This window comes from Rouxiella sp. T17, from assembly GCF_036663475.1.
In the GTDB taxonomy this organism is placed as follows: Bacteria; Pseudomonadota; Gammaproteobacteria; order Enterobacterales; family Enterobacteriaceae; genus Rouxiella.
In genome coordinates, this window is the sequence record NZ_JAWUEA010000037.1 from 53,302 (window position 1) to 77,613 (window position 24,312).

A 24,312-nucleotide genomic window follows, 5' to 3' on the forward strand; every position below is an offset into this window, starting at 1 on the left:
TTAAATGAAACGTGCTGTGATTACTGGCCTGGGCATTATCTCGAGCATCGGTAACGACAAGCAGGAAGTACTTGAGTCGCTGAAACAAGGCCGCTCGGGCATTACCTACTCCGAAGAATTTGAAAAAGCCGGGATGAAATGTAAAGTCTGGGGCAATGTGAAACTAGACACCGCTGGTCTAATCGATCGCAAAATTGTGCGTTTCATGAGCGATGCCTCTATTTATGCTTATCTGGCGATGGAGCAGGCAATTGCCGATTCAGGCCTTACGCCTGAAATGGTTTCAAACGAACGTACCGGCCTGATTGCAGGCTCCGGCGGCGGCTCACCGCGCAACCAGGTTGCTGGTTCAGACGCGATGCGTGCTACCGGTTTGAAAGGTGTTGGCCCGTTCATGGTAACTAAAGCCATGGCTTCAGGCGTTTCCGCCTGTCTGGCAACGCCGTTCAAAATTCGCGGCGTAAACTACTCCATTAGCTCGGCCTGTGCGACCTCTGCTCACTGTATCGGTAACGCCTACGAAATGATTCAGCTGGGCAAGCAAGACGTTGTTTTTGCTGGCGGTGGCGAAGAGCTTTCATGGGAAATGGCCTGCGAATTCGACGCAATGGGCGCAATGTCTCGTAAATATAACGAGACCCCAGAAAAAGCCTCCCGTACCTATGACACTGAACGCGATGGCTTTGTTATCGCTGGCGGCGGCGGTATGGTTGTTGTTGAAGAGCTGGAACACGCTCTGGCACGTGGCGCGCACATCTACGCAGAAATCGTAGGTTACGGCGCAACGTCTGACGGCGCTGACATGGTTGCTCCCTCTGGCGAAGGCGCAGTACGTTGCATGAAGATGGCGATGCAGGGTGTTGATACCCCTATCGATTATCTGAACGTACACGGCACTTCAACGCCAATCGGCGACGTGAAAGAGCTGGGCGCAGTTCGCGAAGTGTTTGGCGAAAATACGCCAGCTATCTCTTCCACTAAAGCCATGACCGGTCACTCTCTGGGTGCTGCAGGCGTTCAGGAAGCGATCTACACCCTGCTGATGGCTGAGAACAACTTTATTGCACCTAGCATTAACGTTGAAAACCTCGACGAAGCAGCGCAGGGCGTTAACATCATTACTGAAAAAACCGATCGTCAGCTGACGACTGTTATGTCTAACAGCTTCGGTTTCGGTGGCACCAACGCCACGCTGGTAATGCGTAAGCTGCCAAACGACCGTTAATTTGCTTTAACTTCTAAAGTTATAGATTTTAGGCGTTGTCGTGTTAAGTCTGCTGAAAGCCCATCTTTTGATGGGCTTTTTTATTTTTATGGCTACAGAAAAACTATGCTCAAATCCGTTTAACGCTCTGCCGCTAATCACTGCATTTGTGCTGCAATTCGGTTACACTCTTCGCCGTCTTTAGTTATCAGATTAAAAGTTACTAAACATGACGGTTTCGCTTAATCAAATAGTTCATTCACGTCGACGCTTCCTGGCATGGCTGGGTATCTGCGCGATCCTGATGCTATTTATTGCGCCCGTGGTGTCGAACACGCTGGTGGCGCAGGGCGTGCCAATGCCCATGATGGGCGATATGTCTTCAATGAACGACATGCCTTCATCAATGCCCATGGCTTCTATGGACGGCATGAACGGCATGTCTTCAATGTCCTTGTCTTCAATGTCTTCTTCTTCATCCGATAAGCCGCATTCAGCCAGCGCCGAGCATCAGCATCAAAACCTTTCTTCATCACAGAAAACGTTGCCTATTCAACAGGCTGATACCATGTCACCCAGCGATATGATGGGTGCAGCCTGTGGGTACTGCGTGCTGTTAATGCATCTCCCGCTGCTAGTATTGCTTGCCGTTGTCATTATCAGCACGCTGGTAGCTGTGATTCGTCCGGCGTATTCGCGCCTGATTTGTTGTTTGCTAGTCTCGCCCATTCTCACTGATTCCCAGCCTCGTGCGCCGCCTTTGTCAGCTGGGTTTGCCTTACGCACCGCCGCGTAACGCCAACTCACACCTCTAAAATCTTCATTGCAAAATAACGCATAACCTAGTCGATGTTGTCGGCTGGCCGCGGCGTTGTTTGACGTTTTTACTGACAAGCTTCAGGACATGTTCATGAATCACTCCGAAGGTCGCACTATGGCGACAGGCGAACCCAATACTGCCGCCGCCGCGCTGGCATTATTAAAACGTATCCATTTTTATATCGGCCTCTTCGTTGGCCCCTTTATCTTTATTGCTGCACTCACCGGCGTGCTTTATGTCATCACGCCGCAGATAGAAAATAAACTCTATGCCGAACAGCTGCTTACGACCTCAAACGGCGACGCCCAGCCGATTTCCCGACAAGTAGAGGCCGCGCGTGCCGTCGTCGGCGAGCAGGCTAAAATCTATGCCATTCGCCCCGCGCCCACGCAAGATGAGACGACCCGCGTGCAGTTCTCGCAAGAGGGTCTTGGCGCGTCAAAAAGCCGCGCCATTTTTATCGACCCCGTCACCCTCGACGTTAAGGGCGATCTGATAGTTTACGGCACCAGCGGCGTGCTGCCGTTCCGTACCTGGCTTGACGATTTACATCGCGGCTTACTGCTTGGCGACATCGGCCGTAATTACAGTGAGCTTGCCGCCTCTTGGCTCTGGGTTGCCACCTTGGGCGGCGTACTGCTTTGGGCCTTTACGCGAACGGGTAAAACGCGCGGCCGTCGGATAAGCAAGCAGGGCGCGCGGCAGCGGCGCGGGCGTCTTTGGCATACTTCACTCGGACTTATCCTTTTGGTCGGACTGCTGTTTTTCTCCGCCACGGGCCTGACTTGGTCGCAATGGGCTGGCAATAATATCGGCATTTTCCGCGCGGATATGGGCTGGTTAACTCCCGCCGTCACCACCAGTCTGGGAGAGAGGAACTTAGAAAATAATAAAGATGCGCAGCCCGCCGACGAGCACGCCGAACATCATATGTCGGCGATGGGCGACATGAAGATGGCCGACATGCCCGGTATGGACATGAGCTCGATGTCACCGAACGCAGCGCCCGCAGCGAAAGACGTTACTGTCAGCGCCGCCACTTTCGACGGCGTAGTGTCCGCCGCGCGCGATGCCGGTATCGACGCTGCAAAAATCGAGATTCGCCCAGCTTATCAGGCAGATAAAGCCTGGACGGTCAGCGAAATCGATCGCAGCTGGCCGACGCGGGTAGACGCCGTTTCTGTCGACCCTAATACCTTGAAAATTGTTGATCACGTCTATTTCTCCCAGTTTCCGCTGTTGGCCAAACTAACGCGCTGGGGCGTAGATGCTCATATGGGCGTGCTATTTGGCGTAGCTAATCAGCTGCTGCTGGTCTTTTTCGGGCTCGGCACCTGCGCGCTCATCGCCTGGGGTTATGTGCTCTGGTGGCAACAACGCCCTAAAATGGCCGGTCAACGACACCCTGCGACAACACTGATTCACAGCTGGCGGGCCTTGCCGGTGCTGGCGCGCTGGTGTTTTCTGGCACTGGTCATTGCGCTTGCCTTTAGTCTACCGGTGATGGGCGTCAGTTTACTGTTGTTCCTGTTGATAGACGTGCTGCGCTGGCTGCGGCAGACCCGCGCAGAATCGTCTCGGCAGATGACCTCTTCGGCAAAATAACATCATTCATCAGAGGCGCAAGGGGCGCCTCTTTTTTATTCACCGTTTTGCGAGACGTCGCGGAGAGTTGTGTTATTCCGCTCGCGAAAAGCAAAAACCTGAGGTAACGTCTTGCCATCGATTATCGTCCTCAAAATTTGCGGTATTTTTAATATGGCTCAGGCGTTAAGCACACTTTTTCGTCCTTTTTTACGTGACCGTTTTTTACATGTTCTGCTGCTTTTAGGTTTGGTTCTGAGCTGCTTTCATCCGGAAAAGGTTTCACAATTTGCCAATTTTGTTGACTGGAATACCATCGTTACGCTGCTCGGATTACTGATGCTGACCAAAGGGGTCGAAATTAGCGGCTACTTTGATTTTGTTGGCCGCAAGATGATCAATACGTTGGATAACGAGCGCCGATTAGCGCTGTTTTTAGTCAGCGCGGCGGCCGTGCTTTCAACCTTTATGACCAACGACGTGGCGCTGTTTATCGTCGTGCCGCTGACGATTACGCTGAAGAAACTGACTGCACTGCCTGTCACACGACTGATTATTTTTGAGGCATTGGCAGTTAACGCGGGTTCGCTGCTGACGCCAGTCGGCAATCCGCAAAATATCTTGCTGTGGAACCGCTCGGGCAGCTCTTTTGTGCATTTTATTGCTCAGATGGCGCCACTGGCGCTGGTTACAATGGCCGCATTGCTGCTGGTGACTTGGTTCAGCTTTCCTTCTCATACGCTCAAGAAAAAAGAGACGCGGCAAAGCAGCGCGTTCAATAAATCCCTACTGTTTTGCTGCGTGGCGCTGTATCTGATTTTTATTGTTTGCGTAGATTTGGGGGTGGCGCTGTACGGGCTAGGTGCCGTATTGGTCGGCTTTATCGTGATGTCACGACAGGTCATGTTGCGTATCGACTGGCCGCTGATTCTGGTGTTTATCGCCATGTTTATCGACGTGCAGCTGATTGTCGGGCTAGGACCGCTGCAGCACGCTTCTGGCGATATTAAAGGGCTACCTGATTACGGCCATTATTTGCTGGGAATGGGGCTGTCGCAGATTATCAGTAACGTGCCCGCGACTATTTTGCTGGTGAATTACGTGCCCGCCAATCCTTTGCTGGCTTACGCGGTCAACGCAGGCGGATTTGGCATCGCGATAGGCTCGCTGGCTAATTTAATCGCGATGCGGATGTCAGGTGAAAAGAAAATCTGGCTGACTTTTCACTATTACTCTTTCCCGTTCCTGATTTTTAGCGGTGTCGCAGGATGGTTTTTATTGCCATTGCTTTAGGGTTTTATTTTAGACAATCGATCAATGGCTGAGGTGATCTCTACCGGATTTAATGCAGAAAATCCGAGTAGCCAGCCATCCCTGGAAGATAAGTTGTTTGGCGGCTCTGTAGGCAAATTTTGGGGCGGATGTTGCGGTGAATATTGCGGTGAATGTTGCGGCTGCTTTTGAGGTAAATGAAGCGCAGAAAGCCCGGGCGTTATTACGCCGAGCTGTTGCGCTTGCCGAGTCAGCGACATTTCTTGCCCGTGCGGAAGGTTAACGGCGAGTTGCAAACCGCCTTTTGCAGCTTGCGGCGTCATCCACTCCAGCTTTTGGTTAATTTGCGCTAACAGGAAGTCACGGCGGCTGTGATAGAGCTGGCGCATATTACGCAAATGGGCGGCAAAATGGCCTTGCTCGATAAACTCGGCGGTCACTGCCTGCATTATCTGGGCGGTATGACCATCAAAAACGGTGCGTAGTCGAGTCATTGGCTCAATGATTTGGGGCGGAAGCACCATATAAGCTAAACGAAGCGAGGGGAACAACACTTTCGAAAAGGTCCCCACATAGATAACGCGCTGATGTTTATCCAGCCCCTGCATGGCGGGCAGCGGACGGCCATCGTAGTGAAGCTCGCTATCGTAATCGTCTTCCACTATCCAGCTCTGTTGCCGTGCGGCAAATTCAAGCAATGCCAGTCTGCGCGGCAGGCTAAGACTGACACCCGTCGGATAGTGATGGGAAGGGGTAAGCGAAATGAGCCGAGGCGTCCGATAATCGCCTGCAAAGTTCATCCCGTGAGCATCAACGGGAATGGGCTGAAGGTTGGCACCCGCACTCAGAAACGCATTACGTGCGCCGAGATAACCGGGCTGCTCTATCCAGACGGTATCTCCTGCATCAATAAGTAGCGTGGCGAGAAGCTGTAACGCCTGTTGGGAACTGGTGGTAATCACCAGTTGGTCAGGTTCGCAGATGACGCCGCGAGACTGTTGCAGATAACGCGCAATGTTTTGACGGAGGGGCTGATATCCCTGCGGATCGCCGTAGCCCATCAGATTTTCACCTTTTAGGCGCAGGACTTTGTTGGTTAACTGTCGCCAAATACGATGGGGAAAGGCGCGAAGGTCGGGCGATCCGGCAGCAAAAGGTAGGGGAGAAAGCGGGTCGTAACAGCCTCCGGTCTCAATAATCGCGGTGCCACGCAGCGAAAGAGCCTCTTGCTGGCGAATTTTATGAGGAGCCGAGTTTCGCGCGGGATCTCTATCCGGCTTAGACGGGGAATGTTTGTGTGGATTGAGGGAGGAGACCTCTGCACTGACGAACGTGCCTTTTCCGACCTGACGGAAAATATAACCTTCGGCCTCAATCTGGCTATAGGCGGCTTCAACGGTAATGCGCGACATGCCTAAATCGGCAGCCAGCAATCTTGAAGAAGGTAAACGCTGTAAAGGTAACAGGCTGCCCGATCCGATGCCGTTTCGGAGCGCGATACAAAGACGCTCGCGCAATGATGCCTGCGCGTCGGCTTGTTCAAAAAGTTGAACGAAGGCGCCTTGTCGAAGCTTAATGTGCGAGTCAGCTTTTTTGTTCAAAATTGGTCTTATAAAAAGCGAATAATTGGTATCAATTATAAGACCAAAACGGGGCAAAATAGGACTTTCCCGCCGTATAAATTTTCAAGCTTTAAAGGAGCTCAAGATGCCATCCGAATTTAAAACTCAGTCCAAAGTTCTGGCTACTCCGCCGCCGTCGCCTGAAATCAGTGAACAGTATTTGCATGCGAAATTGAGTTTTTATACCGATGCGTGGGACGTTGCCGAAGATCTTCGTCAGCAGGTGGGCGAAATAATCGTGATTGATACCCGTTCAGAGCCGCAATACGCAGCGGGTCATATTCCGGGTGCGATAAGTTTTCCGCATCGTTTAATGAACGAAGCCTCAACGGCGCATCTCGATCGCAACAAAGTTTATGTGACTTACTGCGACGGCATCGGCTGCAATGGTTCTACGCAAGGGGCCTATAAACTGGCAAAGCTGGGCTTTAGAGTGAAAGAGCTGATTGGCGGACTGGATTTCTGGATTCGAGACAGTCACCCGCAGGCCAAGGGAACTGAGGCCGGCGTTTATCCGGCCAATAGGCAGTCAGAAGAGTGTGGTTGCGACTAGCGTAGAGAATCGGGCTGATGGCGTTTAAAGAAATTAAACTACCCACCAAAGAATCAGCGCAAGCATAGCCAGTAAAATAACGGACAGCCAAACGCCGCCGTTTGGCTGCATCGACTCTGGCAGCATGGCAACGAAAGGATTGCCTCGCAGTTCACCCCGTGAAATACGCGGCGAACGTTCTTCCGGCTTTTCACTGCGTGGCGCGCGATCGGCTCGGAGATCAAACAGCACGCGAATCAGATAATTGAGCTGCGTTGGCGTTAACGGCGTATTTGGCGTCGCGTTGAAGTTGCTGGCAACATATTCCGTCAGGCGATGCTGCTCGCGTTCGCTTGCTGGCTGTTTCAGCACGCTCAGCAGACTCGTCAGGCTCGGCACACTTTGCTGGCTAACGGTAATTTTCACCTGCGCAAATTGGGTCAGCAGCTGAAAATGTTTGGCTGGAATCGGGTCACCGACCTTGATACCCACCAGCATAAACAGTTCTTGCCAGATTTTGGCCGGTGCTTCGCCGGTGGCCGCGCTGAGCTTGGTGACAAACTGCTGCAAGCTATTGTGTTCGGCGGGCAGCAATGGGCGATCCAGCATGGTGGTTTGCTGCGGCTGCGGAATGGTCATTTCGCGCGACTGAATCAGCTGCAACACTTTTTCGAGCTGTGCGTGGCTGAGCTGACTCAACACGGTATGACCAAAATTCTGACGGATAAAATCGCTCACGGCCTGACGATTATTGCCGAGCGGCAACAGCTCGGTGAGTTGCTGCATCAGTTGACGCGTGGCGTGGCCGTCCTGTGCCTGACCCAGCTTGCTGACCAAAAAGGATTCGGCGCGCTCAAACTGGCTGGCATTTAACTCGGTATCATGAGGCAGGGCGAGATCGTGACGCAGATTGGCCCAGATTTCCGGCGATTTCATGGCGGTAAGCGCCATGAGTTTGACGATCAGCTTTTCCAGCGTGGTGCGCTGCGCTGGGGTCAGTGGCTGATTGTTACCTGCTCCGGCAGGGACTGTTCGTTCAGTAGGCTGTTCCCGCGTTTTATCAACCGAGGTTTTATCAACCTGAGGGTTGTCAACGGGTGAGCGGCCACTCAATGGTTGCATTTTACCAGTCCTTGCTAAGAGTATTTCCCTCCCGAAGTGTGCTTTCTGGGGAGAGAGAAGGGTTAATCGCGGCGTCGAGCGCGACATCATACAGATAAATGTTAACTATCGACACCGTGAATGCCTCCGTGGCCAAGATTCTTTGTCTTAACTCTTCAGCTCAGAGTCAACCAGCTCGATTTTTTGTCGACGTTTAAACAGCGGCGTGCGCAAACGCTGAGCCAGAATTACGCCAAACAGAGTAATACCGCCGCCAATAAGATGGTAGCTGTGCAAATGTTCGTGCAGGAAAATCACCGCAATAATGGCCGTAAAAATGGGTGTCAGGTTCATGAAAATGGTCGCCAGATTGGCCCCAAGATGCTGTACCCCTTTGATCCACAAGAACGGCGCAATAATAGAGGCCGGAATACCGGCAAACAGCACCAGCGGCAGATTTTGCTCGGTTAATTCTACATTGTTTGTCATCAGGAAATTGGGTGCCAACATCACAACGCCGAAAATAATCTGGATATAAAGTGACTGCCAGTTAGGCAGCGGAATGGCCCAACGCTTGGTCAACACGCCGTAAAGCGCGTAAGAGGCCGAGGCGGCAAGCATCATGACTTCCCCCATGCCGATGCCCTGCTGGAACAACATTTCTGGATGACCCGTACTGACCAGCCAAACCAGACCGGCGAGTGATACCAGACCTCCCACCGCAATGCCGACGGTAGGCACTACGCTAAGCACGACGAGGCTGATCAGTACCGTCAACAGTGGAATTAGCGAGGCAATAATGCCCATGAACAGTGCGCTGACGGTGTGCGCCGCGTAGTAGGCCAAACTTTGGTACATCACCATGCCGAGCAGGCCGAGCACCAAAAATTTCCACCAGTATTTTTTAATTTCTTGGCGATTACGCAGCACGCCAGGCAGAACAAAAGGCGTGAGCGCCACCAGTGCGATGACCCAGCGATAGAAAGAAATGGCGGCAGGGTCGATAGCGCCTGCGGCAGCTTTACTGACCACGGCGTTTAACGACCAGATGATTACGGCAAAAAGAGGGAACAGAAGGTTCATCGACAGGATCCAAAGTAAGTTATCGACCTAGTGTAGAGCTGGCTGGTTTGTAATATATACTGATAACCAGACATCTTTTTTTGTTTGCCCGCCAATCTGAAGAAGACGGGCATCGTTGAATGACTGTCGGAGACTGACCCTTTGCCAACCTAGGACTTCCCGTTATGAACATCTCACGGCGAGGGCGCACGCCGCCGCACTCTTATCCTTTGCCGATGCTTGAGCCAGAAACGCTGCTGTTTCGTGGGGAGACGGTAAGTGCAAATACGGAATACGCCTCGCATTCTCATCACTGGAGTCAGATTATTTGCGTCAAATCTGGCGTACTCTCTCTTGAGGTTGAAGGGCAACGTTTTCTGGCACCGCCGGAGTTTGCTTTCTGGCTGCCTGCGGGCACGCTGCATTCTAGCTATAATCGCAAGGCGACGCGTTTTTATGCTATTGATATTGCAAAAGAACTCGCAGTAAATTTACCCAAAAATCCTTGTATGCTGAATTTGACGCCGGTGTTTAAGGCCATCGCCGACGACTGTATCGCGCGTGATTTGTCAGTCCCGAAGACGGCAGAAGATATGCGCATGTGTCAGGTATTGCTTGACCAAATTGCCGTTTGCCCGCGCCTCGACACCTATTTGCCGGGTTCGGAAGATAAGCTTCTGGCACCCATATTATCGGCGCTGGAGAAAGATCCGGCCAATAATCTGTCGCTGGCCGAATGGGCAAAGCAGGTTTATACCTCCGAGCGCACGCTTTCCCGGCGGTGTCAGGAGCAGCTCGGCATGGCGTTCAGCGAGTGGCGGCAACGGCTGCGTTTTCTGTATGCCATTTCTTTGCTGGAGCAGGGCAAAAGCGTGGGAGATGTGGCGCTGGAAGTAGGTTATAGCTCGTCGTCGGCGTTTATTTCAATGTTTGTGCAAATCGCAGGCACCACGCCGCAGCGTTTTCGTAGCGAGCAGTAGGACGTTGGGTATATCTAGCAAAAGACCTATGGCAAAATAAGCGCCATTCGCCTCTTATTTAATATTATTTAGCACGGCAACGGAGACAAGCGTGAAAATCCTGGTTGATGAAAATATGCCTTATGCAGTCGAACTGTTCAGTCGTTTGGGCGAAGTTCAGGCCGTTCCCGGTCGTCCGATCCCGACAGAGGCACTCGCCACGGCGGATGCGCTGATGGTGCGCTCGGTCACCAAGGTCAACGAAATCCTGCTCGGCAATACGCCGGTGAAATTTGTCGGCACGGCGACCGCAGGCACCGACCACGTTGATGACAATTGGCTGCAACAGGCCGGAATCGGCTTCTCGGCCGCGCCAGGCTGCAATGCCGTCGCCGTCGTTGAATATGTCTTCTCATCGCTGCTGATTCTAGCCCAGCGTGACGGTTTCTCTCTGCGCGATAAAACCGTTGGTATTGTGGGCGTTGGCAATGTCGGTTCACGGCTTAATGCCCGGCTGACGGCATTTGGCGTGCGCACGTTGCTGTGCGATCCACCGCGTGCTCGTCAAGACAATAGCGAAGATTTTGTTGATATCAATCAGTTGGTTGCCGAAGCCGATATTCTGACTTTCCACACGCCGCTGAATATGTCGGGTGTTGACAACACTTTCCATCTGGTGGACGCCGCGATGCTCGCCGCGCTCAAACCTGGCGCGATTTTGATCAACGCCTGTCGCGGCGAGGTGGTCGATAACGCCGCGCTGCTCGATGCGCTCAATGGCGAAAAGAAACTGACCGCCGTGCTCGACGTGTGGGAGCCCGAACCCGATCTGTCGTTGGCGCTGCTCGAGAAAGTGGCGATTGGCACCGCGCACATTGCTGGTTACAGCCTTGAAGGCAAGGCGCGCGGCACTACGCAGGTATTTGAAGCCTACAGCCAGTTTATCGGCCAGCCGCAGCAGATCCCGCTTTCCAGCCTGCTGCCCGCGCCCGAGTTTGGCGAGGTAACGCTGCGCGGTGAGTTAAGCGAAGCTAAACTGCTGCGTCTGGCGCACTTGGTGTATGATGTGCGCCGCGATGATGCACCGCTGCGCAGAGTGGCGGGAAAAAGCGGCGAATTTGACCGTTTACGCAAGTTTTATGAAGAGCGTCGCGAGTGGTCTTCGCTGCTGGTGCACTGTGATAATCAGGCCACCGCCGACCTGCTGAACAAGCTCGGTTTCATTAGCGACGTGATTAGCGACGCGATTAGCGATGTGAATTAAGCGGCGGATCACGTCGATCTTTCAACGTCGTTTTATTAATTAATATAGAGGGGCAGTCAAAAGCTGCCTCTTTTAGTCTGTAGTCTGAAATTTCTGGAGAATACCAACATGTCTGATGGCTGGAATATTGCGCTGCTCGGAGCCACGGGTGCCGTGGGTGATGCGCTGCTGGAGCTGCTGTCTGAACGTCAGTTCCCGGTTGGTGAACTTTTCCCGCTGGCGAGTGAGCGCACCGCCGGACAAACCATTCGTTACAACGGCAAAAGCATGCTGGTGCGCGACGTGGCCGACTTCGATTGGTCACAGGTGCAGCTGGCATTTTTCGTCGCCGGAACCGAAGCCTCTGCCAAATATGCCGAAGAAGCGGCCAATCAGGGTTGTTTAGTGATTGACAGCAGCGGCCTGTTCGCGATGGAACACGACATTCCGCTGGTGGTGCCGAGCGTAAACCCTGACGTGCTGGCGCATTATCGCAACCGCAATATTGTTGCCGTAGCCGATAGCTTGACTAGCCAACTGCTGACTGCCATCAAACCGCTGACCGAACTGGCTGGCCTGTCGCGTCTGCACGTGACTTCACTGCTTTCCGTTTCGGCGCTGGGCAAAGTGGCCGTCGACGATCTGGCGGGTCAAAGCGCGCGCCTGCTCAACGGTATTCCGCCAGAAGAGGGTGGTCTGTTCAGCAAGCAGCTGGCATTTAATATGTTGCCGTTGTTGAGCGATAAAGAAGGCAGTGTACTGCAAGAACGTCGTTTGGTTGAACAAGTGCGCAAAGTGGTGCAGGACGACGGATTGCCAATTTCTGTGAGCTGCGTGCAGTCGCCGGTATTTTATGGCCACGCGCAGGTGGTGCATCTTGAAGGCCTGCGTCCGTTGTCAGCCGAAGAGGCGCGTGCCGAGCTTGAGCAAGCCGACGATATTAATCTCAGCGATGAAGACGATTTCCCGACGCAGGTTAGCGATGCCTCTGGTAACGCTTCGTTGAGCATTGGCTGCATTCGCAACGATTACGGTATTCCCGAGCTTATTCAGTTCTGGTCGGTTGCTGATAACGTCCGTTTTGGTGGCGCGCTGATGGCCGTTGAAACCGCGGAGAAACTGATCCAGGAGTATTGGTACTAATGTCTGACGAGCAACGCCCCGACGTCGTTTCGCCGGTTATTGCCGAGCGTATCGCGTTAGGGATTGAGTATGACGGCAGCCAATATTATGGCTGGCAGCGTCAGCAAAATGTTACCAGCGTGCAGGAGTGCCTCGAAAAGGCGCTCAGCCGCGTCGCCAATACGCCGATTACGGTGCAGTGTGCCGGACGCACGGACGCAGGCGTCAGCGCCACGGGTCAGGTGGTGCATTTCGACACGCCGGTGATTCGTAAAGACGCGGCCTGGACGATGGGCGTCAATACTCATCTGCCTAAAAACATTGCCGTGCGCTGGGTAAGCCACGTGGGCGAAGATTTCCACGCCCGTTTTACCGCCACGGCGCGGCGTTATCGCTACGTGATTTACAATCACCCGTTTCGTCCGGGAATTCTGAATCATGGCATTACGCACGTTCATATGCCTTTAGATGTTGAAAAAATGCAGCGGGCAGGGCAATGTTTGCTGGGCGAAAATGACTTTACCTCGTTTCGCGCCGTGCAATGTCAGTCCAGAACGCCGTGGCGCTTCATGATGCATCTGAACGTCAGTCGTTTTGGTAACTACGTCGTGGTTGATATTAAAGCCAACGCCTTTGTTCATCACATGGTGCGCAATATCGTCGGCAGTCTGGTTGAGATAGGCGCTGGCAACCAGCCTGAAAGCTGGATGGCGGAGCTGCTGGCAGCAAAAGATCGCAGTCTTGCTGCGGCTACGGCCAAGGCAGAAGGGCTGTATCTTGTTGCCGTTGATTATCCCGAGAAGTTTGCTTTGCCCAACGTTACGATGGGGCCGCTCTTCCTTGCTGATTAAATGAATGCACGCTGATCAAATGTATGCACGCTGATCAGAGGCTGGCCGATTAAAGGACCTATGAGGTAATACCATGGAATACATCCACTATATCGTCGATTTTATCTTGCATATCGATGTGCATTTAACCGAACTCGTCGCACAGTATGGCGTGTGGATTTATGCCATTTTGTTCCTGATTCTATTTTGCGAAACAGGGCTGGTGGTCACGCCGTTCCTGCCGGGCGATTCTCTGCTGTTTGTGGCCGGTGCGCTTGCCGCGTTGCCGTCGAACAGCCTGGATGTTCACGTGATGGTATTTCTGATGGTCGTCGCTGCGGTCGCGGGTGATGCTGTCAACTACACCATCGGGCGTTTGTTTGGCGCAAAATTGTTCGCTAACCCGAATTCGAAGATTTTTCGCCGCAGTTATTTGGAACAAACGCACAAGTTTTACGAGAAACATGGTGGGAAAACGATTATTCTGGCGCGCTTTGTGCCGATTGTTCGCACCTTTGCACCTTTTGTTGCCGGTATGGGGCGTATGTCTTACCGCCACTTCGCCACGTATAACGTCATCGGCGCCCTGATTTGGGTCCTGTTGCTGACTTATGCGGGCTACCTGTTTGGCAACGTGCCATTTGTGCAGAACAATTTGAAATTCGTGATCGTCGCCATTATCGTTGTCTCTGTTTTGCCAGCCATTATCGAGGTGATTCGTCACCGCAAAGGCACAGGTAAGGCAGGCGAACGACCAAACTGACAGGCGGGGGAGACCCCGTTTTCAGCGCGAATTTATAAAATTAAAGGCATTAAACCAAAGGGTAAGACCAGTTTTTTATCTACAGGCCTCACCCATTATGGTTTAATGAGCGACATTTGTGGTCTGTTCCTGCGAACAACCCTCCCTGTCAGCCGTTTTTCGGTAGCTTCCGCCGCCGGTAAATAGCTGGATAATTAGGGACGGTTATTTGTGTTAAAGCAGGGGACTTGTTACAGCATGAACAGCGAACTGGCATTTGCCAGGTTCAAACAGAAAGGTCATCGATGAGCTGGATTGAACGAATTCTTAATAAAAGCAACATCTCGCAAACCCGTAAAGCAAGCATTCCAGAAGGTGTCTGGACCAAATGCGATAGCTGTGGTCAGGTGTTATACCGCGCCGAACTCGAGCGCAATCTGATGGTTTGTCCTAAGTGTGATCACCACATGCGCATGTCTGCGCGTATGCGTCTGTTCACATTTATGGATGAAGGGAGCGAGGTCGAATTGGGTAGCGAGCTTGAGCCGAAAGACGTGCTCAAGTTTAAAGACTCCAAAAAATATAAAGATCGTCTGCTGGCAGCTCAGAAAGAGACAGATGAAAAAGACGCCATGGTCGTCATGAAAGGTACCCTTTACGGGATGCCAATCGTGGTTGCCGCGTTCGAATTCGCCTTTATGGGCGGTTCAATGGCTTCGGTGGTCGGTGCGCGTTTCGTACGTGCGGTTGAGCAGGCAATGGAAGACAACTGTCCTCTGGTCTGTTTCTCTGCCAGCGGCGGCGCTCGTATGCAGGAAGCGCTGATGTCTCTGATGCAAATGGCAAAAACCAGTGCTGCACTGGCCAAGCTGCAAGAGCGCGGTCTGCCTTACATCTCCGTGCTGACTGACCCGACCATGGGCGGCGTTTCTGCCAGCCTGGCGATGCTGGGTGACATTAACGTGGCCGAGCCTAAAGCCCTTATCGGCTTTGCGGGTCCTCGCGTTATCGAACAGACCGTGCGTGAGAAACTGCCGGCCGGATTCCAGCGCAGTGAGTTCCTGATCGAAAAGGGCGCGATTGACATGATCGTTCGTCGTCCTGAACTGCGTAACAAGCTGGGCAGCGTGCTGGCCAAGCTGACAGGTCGTCCAGAGCCGAAACTGGCTGCGGTTCCTGTCGTCAGCGCAGAAGATGCGTCTGTCGATCACCCGGATGCCTGACAGGCTGCGCGATAGCCTGGGCAGTTAAAATGGGCGGCAAGCATCTTTGCCGCCCTTGTTATCCCCTCGTTTGAGTGGGTACCGATAATATGGGCTGTATCCAGCGTCGTGCATCAAGTACTGACAAAGGGGCATTGCCTGTCGTAAAGTCCGGTAATGCATGTCCTTCAGACTATTCAGGTTCTAGATTGATCGTATAAATAAATCATCTGAATAGGTCATCTGAATAGATCACGTTAGGCGGGACTTATGCAAAACAACCCTATTCCCCAAGCCACGTCGCCTTTGGTCACGTGGCTTTGTTATCTCGAAAATCTCCATTCTCAAGCGATTGAACTCGGACTCGACAGAATCAGAGCCGTGGCGACGCGCATGGATCTTCTGACCCCCGCGCCACAGGTGTTCACCGTCGCCGGGACCAACGGCAAAGGCACCACCTGTCGCACGCTTGAAGCCGTGCTGATGGCCGCAGGCTACCGCGTGGGCGTTTACTCTTCCCCACATCTGGTGCGCTATACCGAGCGCGTGCGTATTCAGGGTCAGGAGCTGAGCGAAGCCGAACACTGCCAATCCTTTGCGCTGCTCGAAGCCGGTCGCGGCGACACTTCTTTGACCTATTTCGAATACGGCACGCTATCGGCGCTACAACTCTTCAAGCAGGCCAGGCTCGACGTGGTGATTCTCGAGGTTGGACTAGGCGGCCGTCTTGACGCCACCAATATCGTCGACGCCAACGTTTCAGTCGTCACCAGCATCGCGCTGGATCACACCGACTGGCTCGGTTCCGATCGCGAAAGCATTGGGCGCGAAAAAGCAGGCGTTTTCCGTGGCCAGCGTCCGGCAGTGGTGGGCGAGCAGGATATGCCTGCCTCAATCGCCGACGTTGCGCGTGAAAAAGGCGCCGAGCTGCATCGCGTGGGTCAAGACTGGCATTATGAAGTGGGCACGCACAGCTGGAGTTGGCGCACGGAGGATGGCACAGTCAGCCATCAAGATTTGCCGCTGCCTAACGTGCCGCTGGCCAATGCCGCGACGGCGCTGGCTGCCTTGACCTACTCTTCGCTCGACATCGCTGATGAAGCGCTGCGAAAAGGGCTGGAGCAGGCCTCTTTGCCCGGCCGCTTCCAGACGGTAAGCGAATCCCCGCGACTGATCCTCGACGTTGCTCATAATCCGCACGCGGCGGGCTATCTGGCCGGTAAACTTTCCGATTTGCCGCGGCAGGGTGGAAAAGTACGTGCAGTTATCGGCATGTTATTGGATAAAGACATTGCCGGAACGTTGGCATGTTTGAAACCTCAGGTTGATGTCTGGTACTGCGCGCCGCTGGACGGCCCGCGCGGTGCAGGCGTTGAAGCTTTGACGGCGCATCTTCCCGAGGCATTTTCATTCTCCAACGTGCTGGCAGCATGGAAACAGGCGATGCAGGATGCTGATAGTCAGGATATTGTTATAGTCTGTGGATCATTTCATACCGTAGCGGATGTCATGGCTGCGTTGGATACGGGGAATACCAGTGGCAAGTAAGTTTCAAAATCGTCTGGTTGGTACCGTCATTCTTGTCGCGCTGGGAGTCATTATTCTTCCCGGCTTACTGGATGGGAAAAAGAAGCACTACGAGGATGAGTTCGCCTCTATTCCTCTGGTGCCGAAGCCTGGAGACAGTCCGGAGCAGGACAGCGCCGGTCAGGTTACGCAGTCTCTGCCCGCTCAGCCGCCGGAAGGCGCGGGCGAGGCGGTAAATGCCGGTGCGGCCGAAGCGGCACATGCGGCAGCGCAGGCCAATGGCGAAAGTGATGACGTCGAAGCGCCGCAGTCCGTGGTTGCACCAAAAACGAATGTAGCGCCAAAAAGCAGCGTACCGCCGAAAACGGCTTCACAGCCAAAAGCGTTAACGCCGCCGAAAATGACCGAATCGCGACCGGTGCAGATCAAGCCGGTGGAACCGAAGAAAGTCGAACCGAAAAAGGTCGAGCCTAAGCCGGTAGAACCTAAAGCGGTAGAACCTAAGGCGACCGAAACGCCGAAAGCTGAAACGCAAACGGTAGAAAAACCGCCGGCAGGGCAGTCTTACATCGTGCAGCTGGGCGCGCTCAAAAACGCCGACAAGGTGAACGAGATTGTTGCCAAGCTGCGTCTGTCGGGCTATCGCGCCTATACCGTGCCGTCAACGCCGGTGCAGGGGCAGATAACTCGCGTGTTTGTCGGACCTGAAGCGAACCGCCAGAATCTCGAAGCCTCACTGCCTTCGCTGAAAAGCGTCAGTGGTTTGAGCGGCGTGGTACGCGCTTACTCGGCCGGTAAATAATCGTTAGAAAAGAAAGTTTGCCGCAGCAAGCCTTTCTTTTGCTGCGGCGCAAGATAACGATAAGTGGTCGATAATAAAGAAAGGGCATGGGCATTCTGTGCCCTTTTTATTTATCGACAATACAAAAGTTTTCGCTATCTTTATGCGACGATTGATGTTTTTTTCGCCGCAAATATTAATTTGGCTGACCGGCAGATTTCCCCTACGCAAACGTTTTCTTTTTCTGTTAGAATTCGCAGCGATTTGGATGCCGGGCGAATGTTTCCCAAAATCTTTGTCGCTTTTGCGAGAAAGAGCAAGGGTCTTATCCTGGATGAGATTGATAAAGTGATGGTCTGGATTGATTACGTCATTATTGCGGTTATCGGGTTTTCTGCGTTAGTCAGCCTGATTCGAGGTTTTGTTCGAGAAGCCTTATCATTGGTAACCTGGGGGTGCGCCTTCTTTGTTGCCAGCCACTATTATCCTTACCTCGCCGTCTATTTCACACGTTTCGAAGACGAAGTTGTTCGAAACGGGATCGCAATTGCCATCTTGTTCATCGCGACGTTGATCGTAGGTGCAATTGTCAACTATGTGATTGGCTCATTGGTCGAACGTACCGGTTTATCCGGCACCGACCGGGTATTAGGCGTCTGTTTTGGCGCGCTGCGTGGGGTGTTAATCGTCTCGGCAGGGCTGTTCTTTCTAGACACTTTTACCAGCTTTTCTCAAAGTGAAGACTGGAAACAATCACAGTTGGTCCCGCAGTTTAGCTATATTATCAGGTGGTTCTTTGACTACCTGCAGAGCACGTCGAGTTTCTTGCCAAAGCATCTCTAGTTTTTGGCAGCGCTGAAGAGGAAAAGACAACATGTGCGGTATTGTCGGTATCGCCGGTTTCATGCCGGTAAACCAGTCGATTTATGACGCGTTAACGGTGTTGCAACACCGTGGGCAGGATGCTGCAGGCATCGTCACCATTGATGGCAACAATAACTTCCGTCTGCGGAAGGCTAATGGCCTGGTGAAGGATGTATTCGAAGCACGGCATATGCAACGTTTGCAGGGGAACATGGGCCTCGGTCACGTGCGTTACCCTACGGCTGGCAGTTCCAGCGCTTCAGAGGCTCAACCCTTTTACGTCAACTCTCCGTTCGGCATCACACTTGCCCACAACGGTAACCTGACGAATGCACACGAATTGAGAAGTACGCTGTTTGAAGGCGCGCGTCGTCACGTCAACACGACGTCCGACTCCGAGATCCTGCTGAATATTCTGGCCAGCGAACTGGACAAGTTCCAGCACTATCCGCTGCAGGCAGACAACATTTTTGCAGCCGTGGCCGCGATGAACACCAAGATCCGCGGGGCTTACGCCTGCGTCGCGATGATCATCGGCCATGGCATGCTCGCCTTCCGTGACCCACACGGCATTCGTCCGCTGGTGATCGGCAAGCGCGAACTGGAAGACGGTCGCTGCGAATACATGGTAGCGTCCGAAAGTGTGGCACTCGATACGCTGGGCTTTGAGTTCCTGCGCGACGTGGCACCGGGTGAAGCCGTGTTTATCACTGAAAAAGGCCAACTCTTTACGCGCATGTGTGCCGAGAATCCTCAGTACAACCCATGCCTGTTCGAGTACGTCTACTTTGCGCGTCCAGACTCTTTCATCGACAAGATTTCGGTCTACAGCGCGCGTCGCCGTATGGGCCAGAAGCTGGGTATGAAAATCGCCCGCGAGTGGGAAGATCTTGAAATCGATGCGGTTATCCCGATCCCGGAGACGTCCAACGACATCGCCCTCGAGATTGCCCGTATTCTGAACAAGCCTTACCGTCAGGGGTTCGTTAAAAACCGCTACGTGGGCCGTACCTTTATCATGCCGGGTCAGCAGGAGCGCGTTAAGTCGGTTCGCCGCAAGCTCAACGCCAACCGCGCCGAGTTCCGTGATAAAAACGTCTTGCTGATCGATGACTCCATCGTTCGTGGCACCACCTCGCAGCAGATTGTCGAGATGGCACGCGACGCTGGCGCAAAAAATGTCTATCTGGCCTCGGCCGCGCCGGAAGTGCGCTTCCCGAACGTCTATGGTATTGACATGCCGACCGCCAACGAGCTTATCGCCCACGGCCGTGAAGTCAGCGAAATCAATGCGATGATTGGTGCCGATGCGCTGATCTTCCAGGATTTGAGCGACCTCATCGATGCGGTGAAAGAAGAGAACCCAGATATCGAGCAGTTTGAATGCTCCGTATTTGACGGTATCTACGTCACCAAAGATGTCGACCAGAACTACCTCGAATATCTCGACGCGCTGCGTAACGACGATGCCCAGGCATTGCGCGGTCAGCAGGAAGCCGAGAATCTCGAAATGCATAACGAAGGTTAATTAACTTTCGTCGCCGCCTGTTTTTACCTGTCTCGCAGGTCGAAACAGGCGGCTTTTTTGTAATATCTTCCCGCCTCTCGCTGTTACTTGCCAATCGCGACTCATTCCGGCAAAGTCATCCCACTATCCATACGTGCTGAATTTTTAGTTCGTCTTTTCTGAGGCTGTATTCATGAAACGACTTATTGTCGGTATTTCCGGTGCCAGCGGCGCCATTTACGGCGTTCGCCTTTTGCAGGTTCTGCGCGAAGTCGCAGACGTTGAAACCCATTTAGTCATGAGCAACGCGGCGCGACAGACGCTGGCGCTCGAAACGGATTACGCACTGCGCGATGTTCAGGCGCTGGCCGACGTGGTTCACGACTCGCGCGACATCGCCGCCACCATCTCCTCCGGCTCATTCAAAACGGCAGGAATGGCCATTTTACCTTGCTCGATCAAGACGTTATCGGGCATCGTCAACAGTTACACCGACGGCCTTCTGACCCGAGCGGCCGATGTTGTTTTGAAAGAGAGCCGCCGTCTGGTGCTCTGCGTACGCGAAACGCCGCTGCATTTGGGCCATTTACGTTTGATGACTCAAGCTGCCGAGCTGGGCGCGATTATCATGCCGCCGGTGCCCGCCTTTTATCATCGCCCGGCGTCGGTTGAAGACATCATTGATCAGACCGTTAACCGCGTAATCGACCAGTTTGATATCGAACTCCCTGAAGACCTGTTTGTTCGCTGGCAGGGCAGCCATTAAGTTTTTGCAACCCTTTCTGCCCTAAATTTGCCCATAATGATAACGATGCACCAAAATTGAACTCTTTATGTTTTATTTTGGTGCATTTCTGTTTCAATCTTTAGGCAAGGCGCTGTTAGACGGTGATTTTGCAGACTATTGCCCACCATTTTCATGCTCTATTGTTCACTTAAACGACGTTGGGTAAAAGTCGGCACGATTACTGCATAACTTATGCATAATTACTGCATAGCCGTAAACGTCCTGATAAAACGGCTAGCAAGTGAGGACGTTATCGACACAGACCGGTAACGAATAAAAAGAATATCTCGACAATCAATGCACACAACACATGACAAACAACAACGCACGTTTAATGGCTGAGGGTAATGTATGAAAAAGTTGTTCAAGGTTCTTCCTCTGGTATTAGTATTAGCCAGCGCAAGCAGCGCCTTTGCTGCCGTGCCAAAAGCCGTCAAAATCGGTACGGATCCAACCTACGCGCCCTTCGAGTCTAAAGACTCCAGCGGCAAACTGGTCGGTTTTGATATCGATCTAGCCAACGAAATGTGCAAACGTGCCGAAATCAAATGTACTTACGTTGAGAGCGATTTCGATGCACTGATCCCTTCCCTGAAAGCCAAGAAAATCGACGCCATCATCTCTTCGCTGTCGATCACCGAAAAGCGCCAGCAGGAAATTGATTTTACTGAAAAACTCTATGCAGCCAACGCCCGTCTGATTGCGCCGACCGGCTCTACAATCATGCCAACGCTGGAAGCTTTGAAAGGTAAAAACGTCGGCGTATTGCAGGGTTCAACTCAGGAAGCCTATGCCAACGCGATGTGGCAGCCAAAAGGCATCAACGTGGTGGCTTACCAGAATCAGGATCTGATCTACGCAGACTTGGCTTCTGGCCGTCTTGACGCCGCCTTCCAGGACGAAGTTGCAGGCAGCGAAGGCTTCCTGAAACAGGCTGCTGGTAAAGGCTACGCGTTTGCGGGTCCTTCAGTGAAAGACGACAAGTTCTTCGGCGTGGGAACCGGCATGGGCCTGCGTAAAACCGATACCGATTTAAAAGCCGCGCTGGACAAGGCTTTCGACTCAATGCGTAAAGATGGAACCTACGACAAACTGGCGAAGAAATACTTTAACTTCGACGTGTACGGCGGCTAGGTAACAACTGACGACGTCAGGAAAACAATTGTCTTTTCTTTATTCGCGGCCTGTCTATTCGGCAGGTCGCTGCTAAAGAGAACAACTATTATAAGCCTGCGACACGCAGTCTGATTCTCGTCAAAACAGGACATTTCCATGTTATACGGGTATTCCCAGGTTATTCTCCAGGGCACGATCGTCACCCTCGAACTGGCACTTTCCTCAGTGCTGCTGGCCGTAATCATTGGCCTGATCGGCGCGGGTGGCAAACTTTCAAGAAACAGAGCGGTCTCCGGCCTGTTCGGCGCTTACACCACGTTAATTCGCGGCGTACCCGATTTAGTCTTGATGCTGTTGATTTTTTACGGCTTGCAGATTGCCTTGAACAGCCTGACGGAGGCGATTGGCATGGATCAAATCGATATTGATCCGCTCACCGCCGGCATCATTACGCTCGGTTTCATTTACGGCGCTTATTTTACCGAAACCTTCCGTGGCGCATTTATGGCCGTGCCGCGCGGGCAAATCGAGGCCGCCGTAGCGTTTGGCTTTAGCAGCCCGAAAATCTTTCGTCGAATTCTATTTCCTGCCATGATGCGCTTTGCGCTGCCGGGTATCGCCAATAACTGGCAGGTCATCCTCAAAGCTACGGCGCTGGTTTCGCTGCTGGGTCTTAACGACGTCGTAAAAGCGACCCAACTGGCCGGGAAAGGCACCTATCAACCGTTTTATTTTGCCATCGTTGCAGGTGTTATCTATTTGATTTTTACCACGCTTTCCAATGGTGTGCTGGTCTGGCTCGATCGCCGCTACTCGCTGGGTGTGAAGAGGGCTGAGCTATGATGGAAATCCTGCAACAATACGGCATGTCGCTGCTTTATAGCGACGGATACCGATTTACCGGCCTGGCGATCACGCTGTGGCTGTTGATTAGCTCGGTAGTGATGGGCGGCCTGCTGGCGGTGGTTATGGCCGTCGGACGCGTTTCGCCAAATCGCTGGATAAGTACGCCTATCTGGTTGTTTACCTACGTGTTTCGCGGTACGCCGCTGTATGTTCAGCTGCTGGTATTTTATTCCGGGATGTATAGCCTTGAGATCGTCCGCGGCACCGACTTCCTGAACGCCTTTTTCCGCAGCGGCCTAAATTGTACGATTTTATCCCTGACGCTGAATACCTGCGCCTATACCACCGAGATTTTTGCCGGCGCGATTCGTTCAGTTCCACACGGTGAAATCGAGGCTGCCAATGCTTACGGCTTCTCGCGCTTCAAGCTTTATACCTGCATCATTTTGCCTTCGGCCTTGCGCACGGCGTTACCCGCGTACAGCAACGAGGTGATTTTAATGCTGCACTCTACGGCGCTGGCCTTTACCGCGACCGTGCCCGACGTGCTCAAAATTGCCCGAGATATCAACTCCGCCACCTATCAGCCTTTTTATGCTTTTGGCATCGCGGCGGTGATTTATCTCATTGTTTCATTTGGATTGATCAGTTTGTTCCGCAAGGCGGAAAAGCGCTGGCTTGGGCACGTTAAGCCCCAGTCTTCTCACTAAAATAAGCGTATTACAGCGAAACGTTCACCTGTGCGGGAAAAATCATGTCAGAAAAAAAATTAGCCGTCACCGATCTGCATAAGCGTTATGGCGAGCATGAAGTGCTGAAAGGCGTTTCCCTGTCGGCGAACGCGGGCGATGTCATCAGCATTATCGGATCTTCCGGTTCCGGCAAAAGTACCTTTTTGCGCTGTATCAACTTCCTGGAAAAGCCGAGCGAAGGTTCAATCAGCGTTAATAACCAGGATATCCGCATGGTGCGCGATACCGATGGCCAGCTGAAGGTCTTCGATAAGAAACAGCTCCAGCTGCTGCGCACTAAATTAACCATGGTCTTTCAGCACTTCAACCTGTGGAGTCACATGACAGTGTTGGAAAACGTGATGGAAGCGCCGATTCAGGTGCTCGGACTGAGTAAAGCCGAGGCAAAAGAGCGCGCGGTGCGCTATCTGGATAAAGTGGGTATCGACGAGCGCGCGCGCATCAAGTATCCGGTCAACCTGTCAGGCGGTCAGCAGCAGCGCGTGTCGATTGCCCGTGCGCTGGCGATGGAACCAGAGGTGCTGCTGTTTGATGAACCGACCTCGGCACTCGATCCGGAATTAGTCGGCGAAGTGCTGCGTATCATGCAAAAGCTGGCAGAGGAGGGCAAAACGATGGTAGTGGTGACCCACGAAATGGAGTTTGCCCGCCACGTTTCCAATCACGTGATCTTCTTGCATCAGGGCGTGATAGAGGAAGAGGGAAATCCGGTAGAGGTGTTTGGCAGCCCTAAAAGTGGCCGCCTGCAACAATTCCTTTCCGGGGCGCTCAAATAATTCTTCATATTTGGCACTGCAGCTGCGTTGGCCTCGCTTGCTCGCCCGAATCACTGACCCA

The 24,312-nt window shown here is 52.9% G+C and carries 23 protein-coding genes; 20 read left to right on the forward strand and 3 right to left on the reverse strand.

Annotated elements, in window-relative coordinates; translation table 11 throughout:
- The first annotated feature begins 4 nt into the window (after nucleotides 1–4).
- From fabB to SC206_RS15590, 4 genes are all read left to right on the forward strand, one after another.
- Nucleotides 5–1,225 (forward strand): beta-ketoacyl-ACP synthase I, encoded by a 1,221-nt coding sequence (gene fabB / locus SC206_RS15575; RefSeq protein WP_332738446.1) that lies wholly within the window; start codon nucleotides 5–7, stop codon nucleotides 1,223–1,225.
- A 208-nt stretch (nucleotides 1,226–1,433) separates the two neighbouring features.
- Nucleotides 1,434–2,000, forward strand: coding sequence for a DUF2946 domain-containing protein (locus SC206_RS15580; protein ID WP_332738448.1), 567 nt, complete (start codon nucleotides 1,434–1,436; stop codon nucleotides 1,998–2,000).
- A gap of 114 nt (nucleotides 2,001–2,114) precedes the next feature.
- Nucleotides 2,115–3,629 (forward strand): PepSY-associated TM helix domain-containing protein, encoded by a 1,515-nt coding sequence (locus tag SC206_RS15585; protein ID WP_332738449.1) that lies wholly within the window; start codon nucleotides 2,115–2,117, stop codon nucleotides 3,627–3,629.
- Nucleotides 3,630–3,782: 153 nt separating this feature from the next.
- Complete coding sequence (locus SC206_RS15590; RefSeq protein WP_332738451.1) at nucleotides 3,783–4,901, forward strand: SLC13 family permease; 1,119 nt, start codon at nucleotides 3,783–3,785, stop codon at nucleotides 4,899–4,901.
- On the opposite strand, the gene pdxR is transcribed toward SC206_RS15590, so the two are convergent.
- Nucleotides 4,898–6,481, reverse strand: coding sequence for a MocR-like pyridoxine biosynthesis transcription factor PdxR (gene pdxR / locus SC206_RS15595; protein ID WP_332738453.1), 1,584 nt, complete (start codon nucleotides 6,479–6,481; stop codon nucleotides 4,898–4,900). The genes SC206_RS15590 and pdxR overlap by 4 nt on opposite strands.
- 106 nt (nucleotides 6,482–6,587) lie before the next feature.
- Between pdxR and SC206_RS15600 the strand changes: the two genes are divergently transcribed.
- Complete coding sequence (locus SC206_RS15600; protein WP_332738454.1) at nucleotides 6,588–7,055, forward strand: rhodanese-like domain-containing protein; 468 nt, start codon at nucleotides 6,588–6,590, stop codon at nucleotides 7,053–7,055.
- A gap of 33 nt (nucleotides 7,056–7,088) precedes the next feature.
- Here the strand turns inward: SC206_RS15600 and flk are convergent, their stop codons facing one another.
- The gene (gene flk / locus SC206_RS15605; protein WP_332738456.1) at nucleotides 7,089–8,156 is read right to left on the reverse strand and encodes a flagella biosynthesis regulator Flk; all 1,068 of its coding nucleotides are present in this window, start codon (nucleotides 8,154–8,156) and stop codon (nucleotides 7,089–7,091) included.
- Nucleotides 8,157–8,303: 147 nt separating this feature from the next.
- Nucleotides 8,304–9,218: a DMT family transporter gene (locus tag SC206_RS15610; protein WP_332738458.1), complete on the reverse strand. Its 915-nt coding sequence runs from the start codon at nucleotides 9,216–9,218 to the stop codon at nucleotides 8,304–8,306.
- Nucleotides 9,219–9,382: 164 nt separating this feature from the next.
- On the opposite strand from SC206_RS15610, the gene SC206_RS15615 reads away from it, so the two are divergent.
- From SC206_RS15615 to hisP, 15 genes are all read left to right on the forward strand, one after another.
- Nucleotides 9,383–10,177: a helix-turn-helix domain-containing protein gene (locus SC206_RS15615; protein WP_332738460.1), complete on the forward strand. Its 795-nt coding sequence runs from the start codon at nucleotides 9,383–9,385 to the stop codon at nucleotides 10,175–10,177.
- 91 nt (nucleotides 10,178–10,268) lie between these two features.
- Nucleotides 10,269–11,420 (forward strand): 4-phosphoerythronate dehydrogenase PdxB, encoded by a 1,152-nt coding sequence (pdxB, locus tag SC206_RS15620; protein ID WP_332738462.1) that lies wholly within the window; start codon nucleotides 10,269–10,271, stop codon nucleotides 11,418–11,420.
- Between the two features lie 108 nt (nucleotides 11,421–11,528).
- Nucleotides 11,529–12,542, forward strand: coding sequence for an aspartate-semialdehyde dehydrogenase (locus SC206_RS15625; protein ID WP_332738464.1), 1,014 nt, complete (start codon nucleotides 11,529–11,531; stop codon nucleotides 12,540–12,542).
- Nucleotides 12,542–13,372, forward strand: coding sequence for a tRNA pseudouridine(38-40) synthase TruA (gene truA, locus SC206_RS15630; RefSeq protein ID WP_332738466.1), 831 nt, complete (start codon nucleotides 12,542–12,544; stop codon nucleotides 13,370–13,372). Before SC206_RS15625 ends, truA begins: the two co-directional genes overlap by 1 nt.
- A gap of 73 nt (nucleotides 13,373–13,445) precedes the next feature.
- The gene (locus SC206_RS15635; protein ID WP_332738469.1) at nucleotides 13,446–14,114 is read left to right on the forward strand and encodes a DedA family protein; all 669 of its coding nucleotides are present in this window, start codon (nucleotides 13,446–13,448) and stop codon (nucleotides 14,112–14,114) included.
- Between the two features lie 284 nt (nucleotides 14,115–14,398).
- On the forward strand, nucleotides 14,399–15,316 hold the full coding sequence (gene accD, locus SC206_RS15640) for an acetyl-CoA carboxylase, carboxyltransferase subunit beta (protein ID WP_332738470.1): 918 nt from the start codon (nucleotides 14,399–14,401) through the stop codon (nucleotides 15,314–15,316).
- A 249-nt stretch (nucleotides 15,317–15,565) separates the two neighbouring features.
- Nucleotides 15,566–16,843: a bifunctional tetrahydrofolate synthase/dihydrofolate synthase gene (gene folC, locus SC206_RS15645; RefSeq protein ID WP_332738472.1), complete on the forward strand. Its 1,278-nt coding sequence runs from the start codon at nucleotides 15,566–15,568 to the stop codon at nucleotides 16,841–16,843.
- Nucleotides 16,833–17,624, forward strand: a complete 792-nt coding sequence (gene dedD, locus SC206_RS15650; protein ID WP_332738473.1) for a cell division protein DedD — start codon at nucleotides 16,833–16,835, stop codon at nucleotides 17,622–17,624. Before folC ends, dedD begins: the two co-directional genes overlap by 11 nt.
- A 330-nt stretch (nucleotides 17,625–17,954) precedes the next feature.
- Nucleotides 17,955–18,446 (forward strand): colicin V production protein, encoded by a 492-nt coding sequence (gene cvpA, locus SC206_RS15655; RefSeq protein WP_332738764.1) that lies wholly within the window; start codon nucleotides 17,955–17,957, stop codon nucleotides 18,444–18,446.
- Nucleotides 18,447–18,477: 31 nt separating this feature from the next.
- Nucleotides 18,478–19,995 carry an amidophosphoribosyltransferase gene (gene purF / locus SC206_RS15660; RefSeq protein WP_332738474.1) on the forward strand — a complete coding sequence of 506 codons (1,518 nt, stop codon included), beginning with the start codon at nucleotides 18,478–18,480 and terminating at the stop codon, nucleotides 19,993–19,995.
- Nucleotides 19,996–20,167: 172 nt separating this feature from the next.
- Nucleotides 20,168–20,740 (forward strand): UbiX family flavin prenyltransferase, encoded by a 573-nt coding sequence (locus tag SC206_RS15665; RefSeq protein WP_332738475.1) that lies wholly within the window; start codon nucleotides 20,168–20,170, stop codon nucleotides 20,738–20,740.
- A 372-nt stretch (nucleotides 20,741–21,112) separates the two neighbouring features.
- Nucleotides 21,113–21,895, forward strand: a complete 783-nt coding sequence (gene argT / locus SC206_RS15670; RefSeq protein ID WP_332738476.1) for a lysine/arginine/ornithine ABC transporter substrate-binding protein ArgT — start codon at nucleotides 21,113–21,115, stop codon at nucleotides 21,893–21,895.
- A 138-nt stretch (nucleotides 21,896–22,033) separates the two neighbouring features.
- A complete protein-coding gene (locus tag SC206_RS15675) occupies nucleotides 22,034–22,720 on the forward strand; it encodes a histidine ABC transporter permease HisQ (protein ID WP_332738477.1) in 687 nt (228 codons plus the stop codon).
- The gene (locus SC206_RS15680; RefSeq protein ID WP_332738478.1) at nucleotides 22,717–23,433 is read left to right on the forward strand and encodes an ABC transporter permease; all 717 of its coding nucleotides are present in this window, start codon (nucleotides 22,717–22,719) and stop codon (nucleotides 23,431–23,433) included. Before SC206_RS15675 ends, SC206_RS15680 begins: the two co-directional genes overlap by 4 nt.
- Nucleotides 23,434–23,477: 44 nt before the next feature.
- Entirely contained in the window at nucleotides 23,478–24,251 is a 774-nt protein-coding gene (gene hisP / locus SC206_RS15685) for a histidine ABC transporter ATP-binding protein HisP (RefSeq protein ID WP_332738480.1), read from the forward strand.
- The last annotated feature ends 61 nt before the right edge of the window (nucleotides 24,252–24,312 follow it).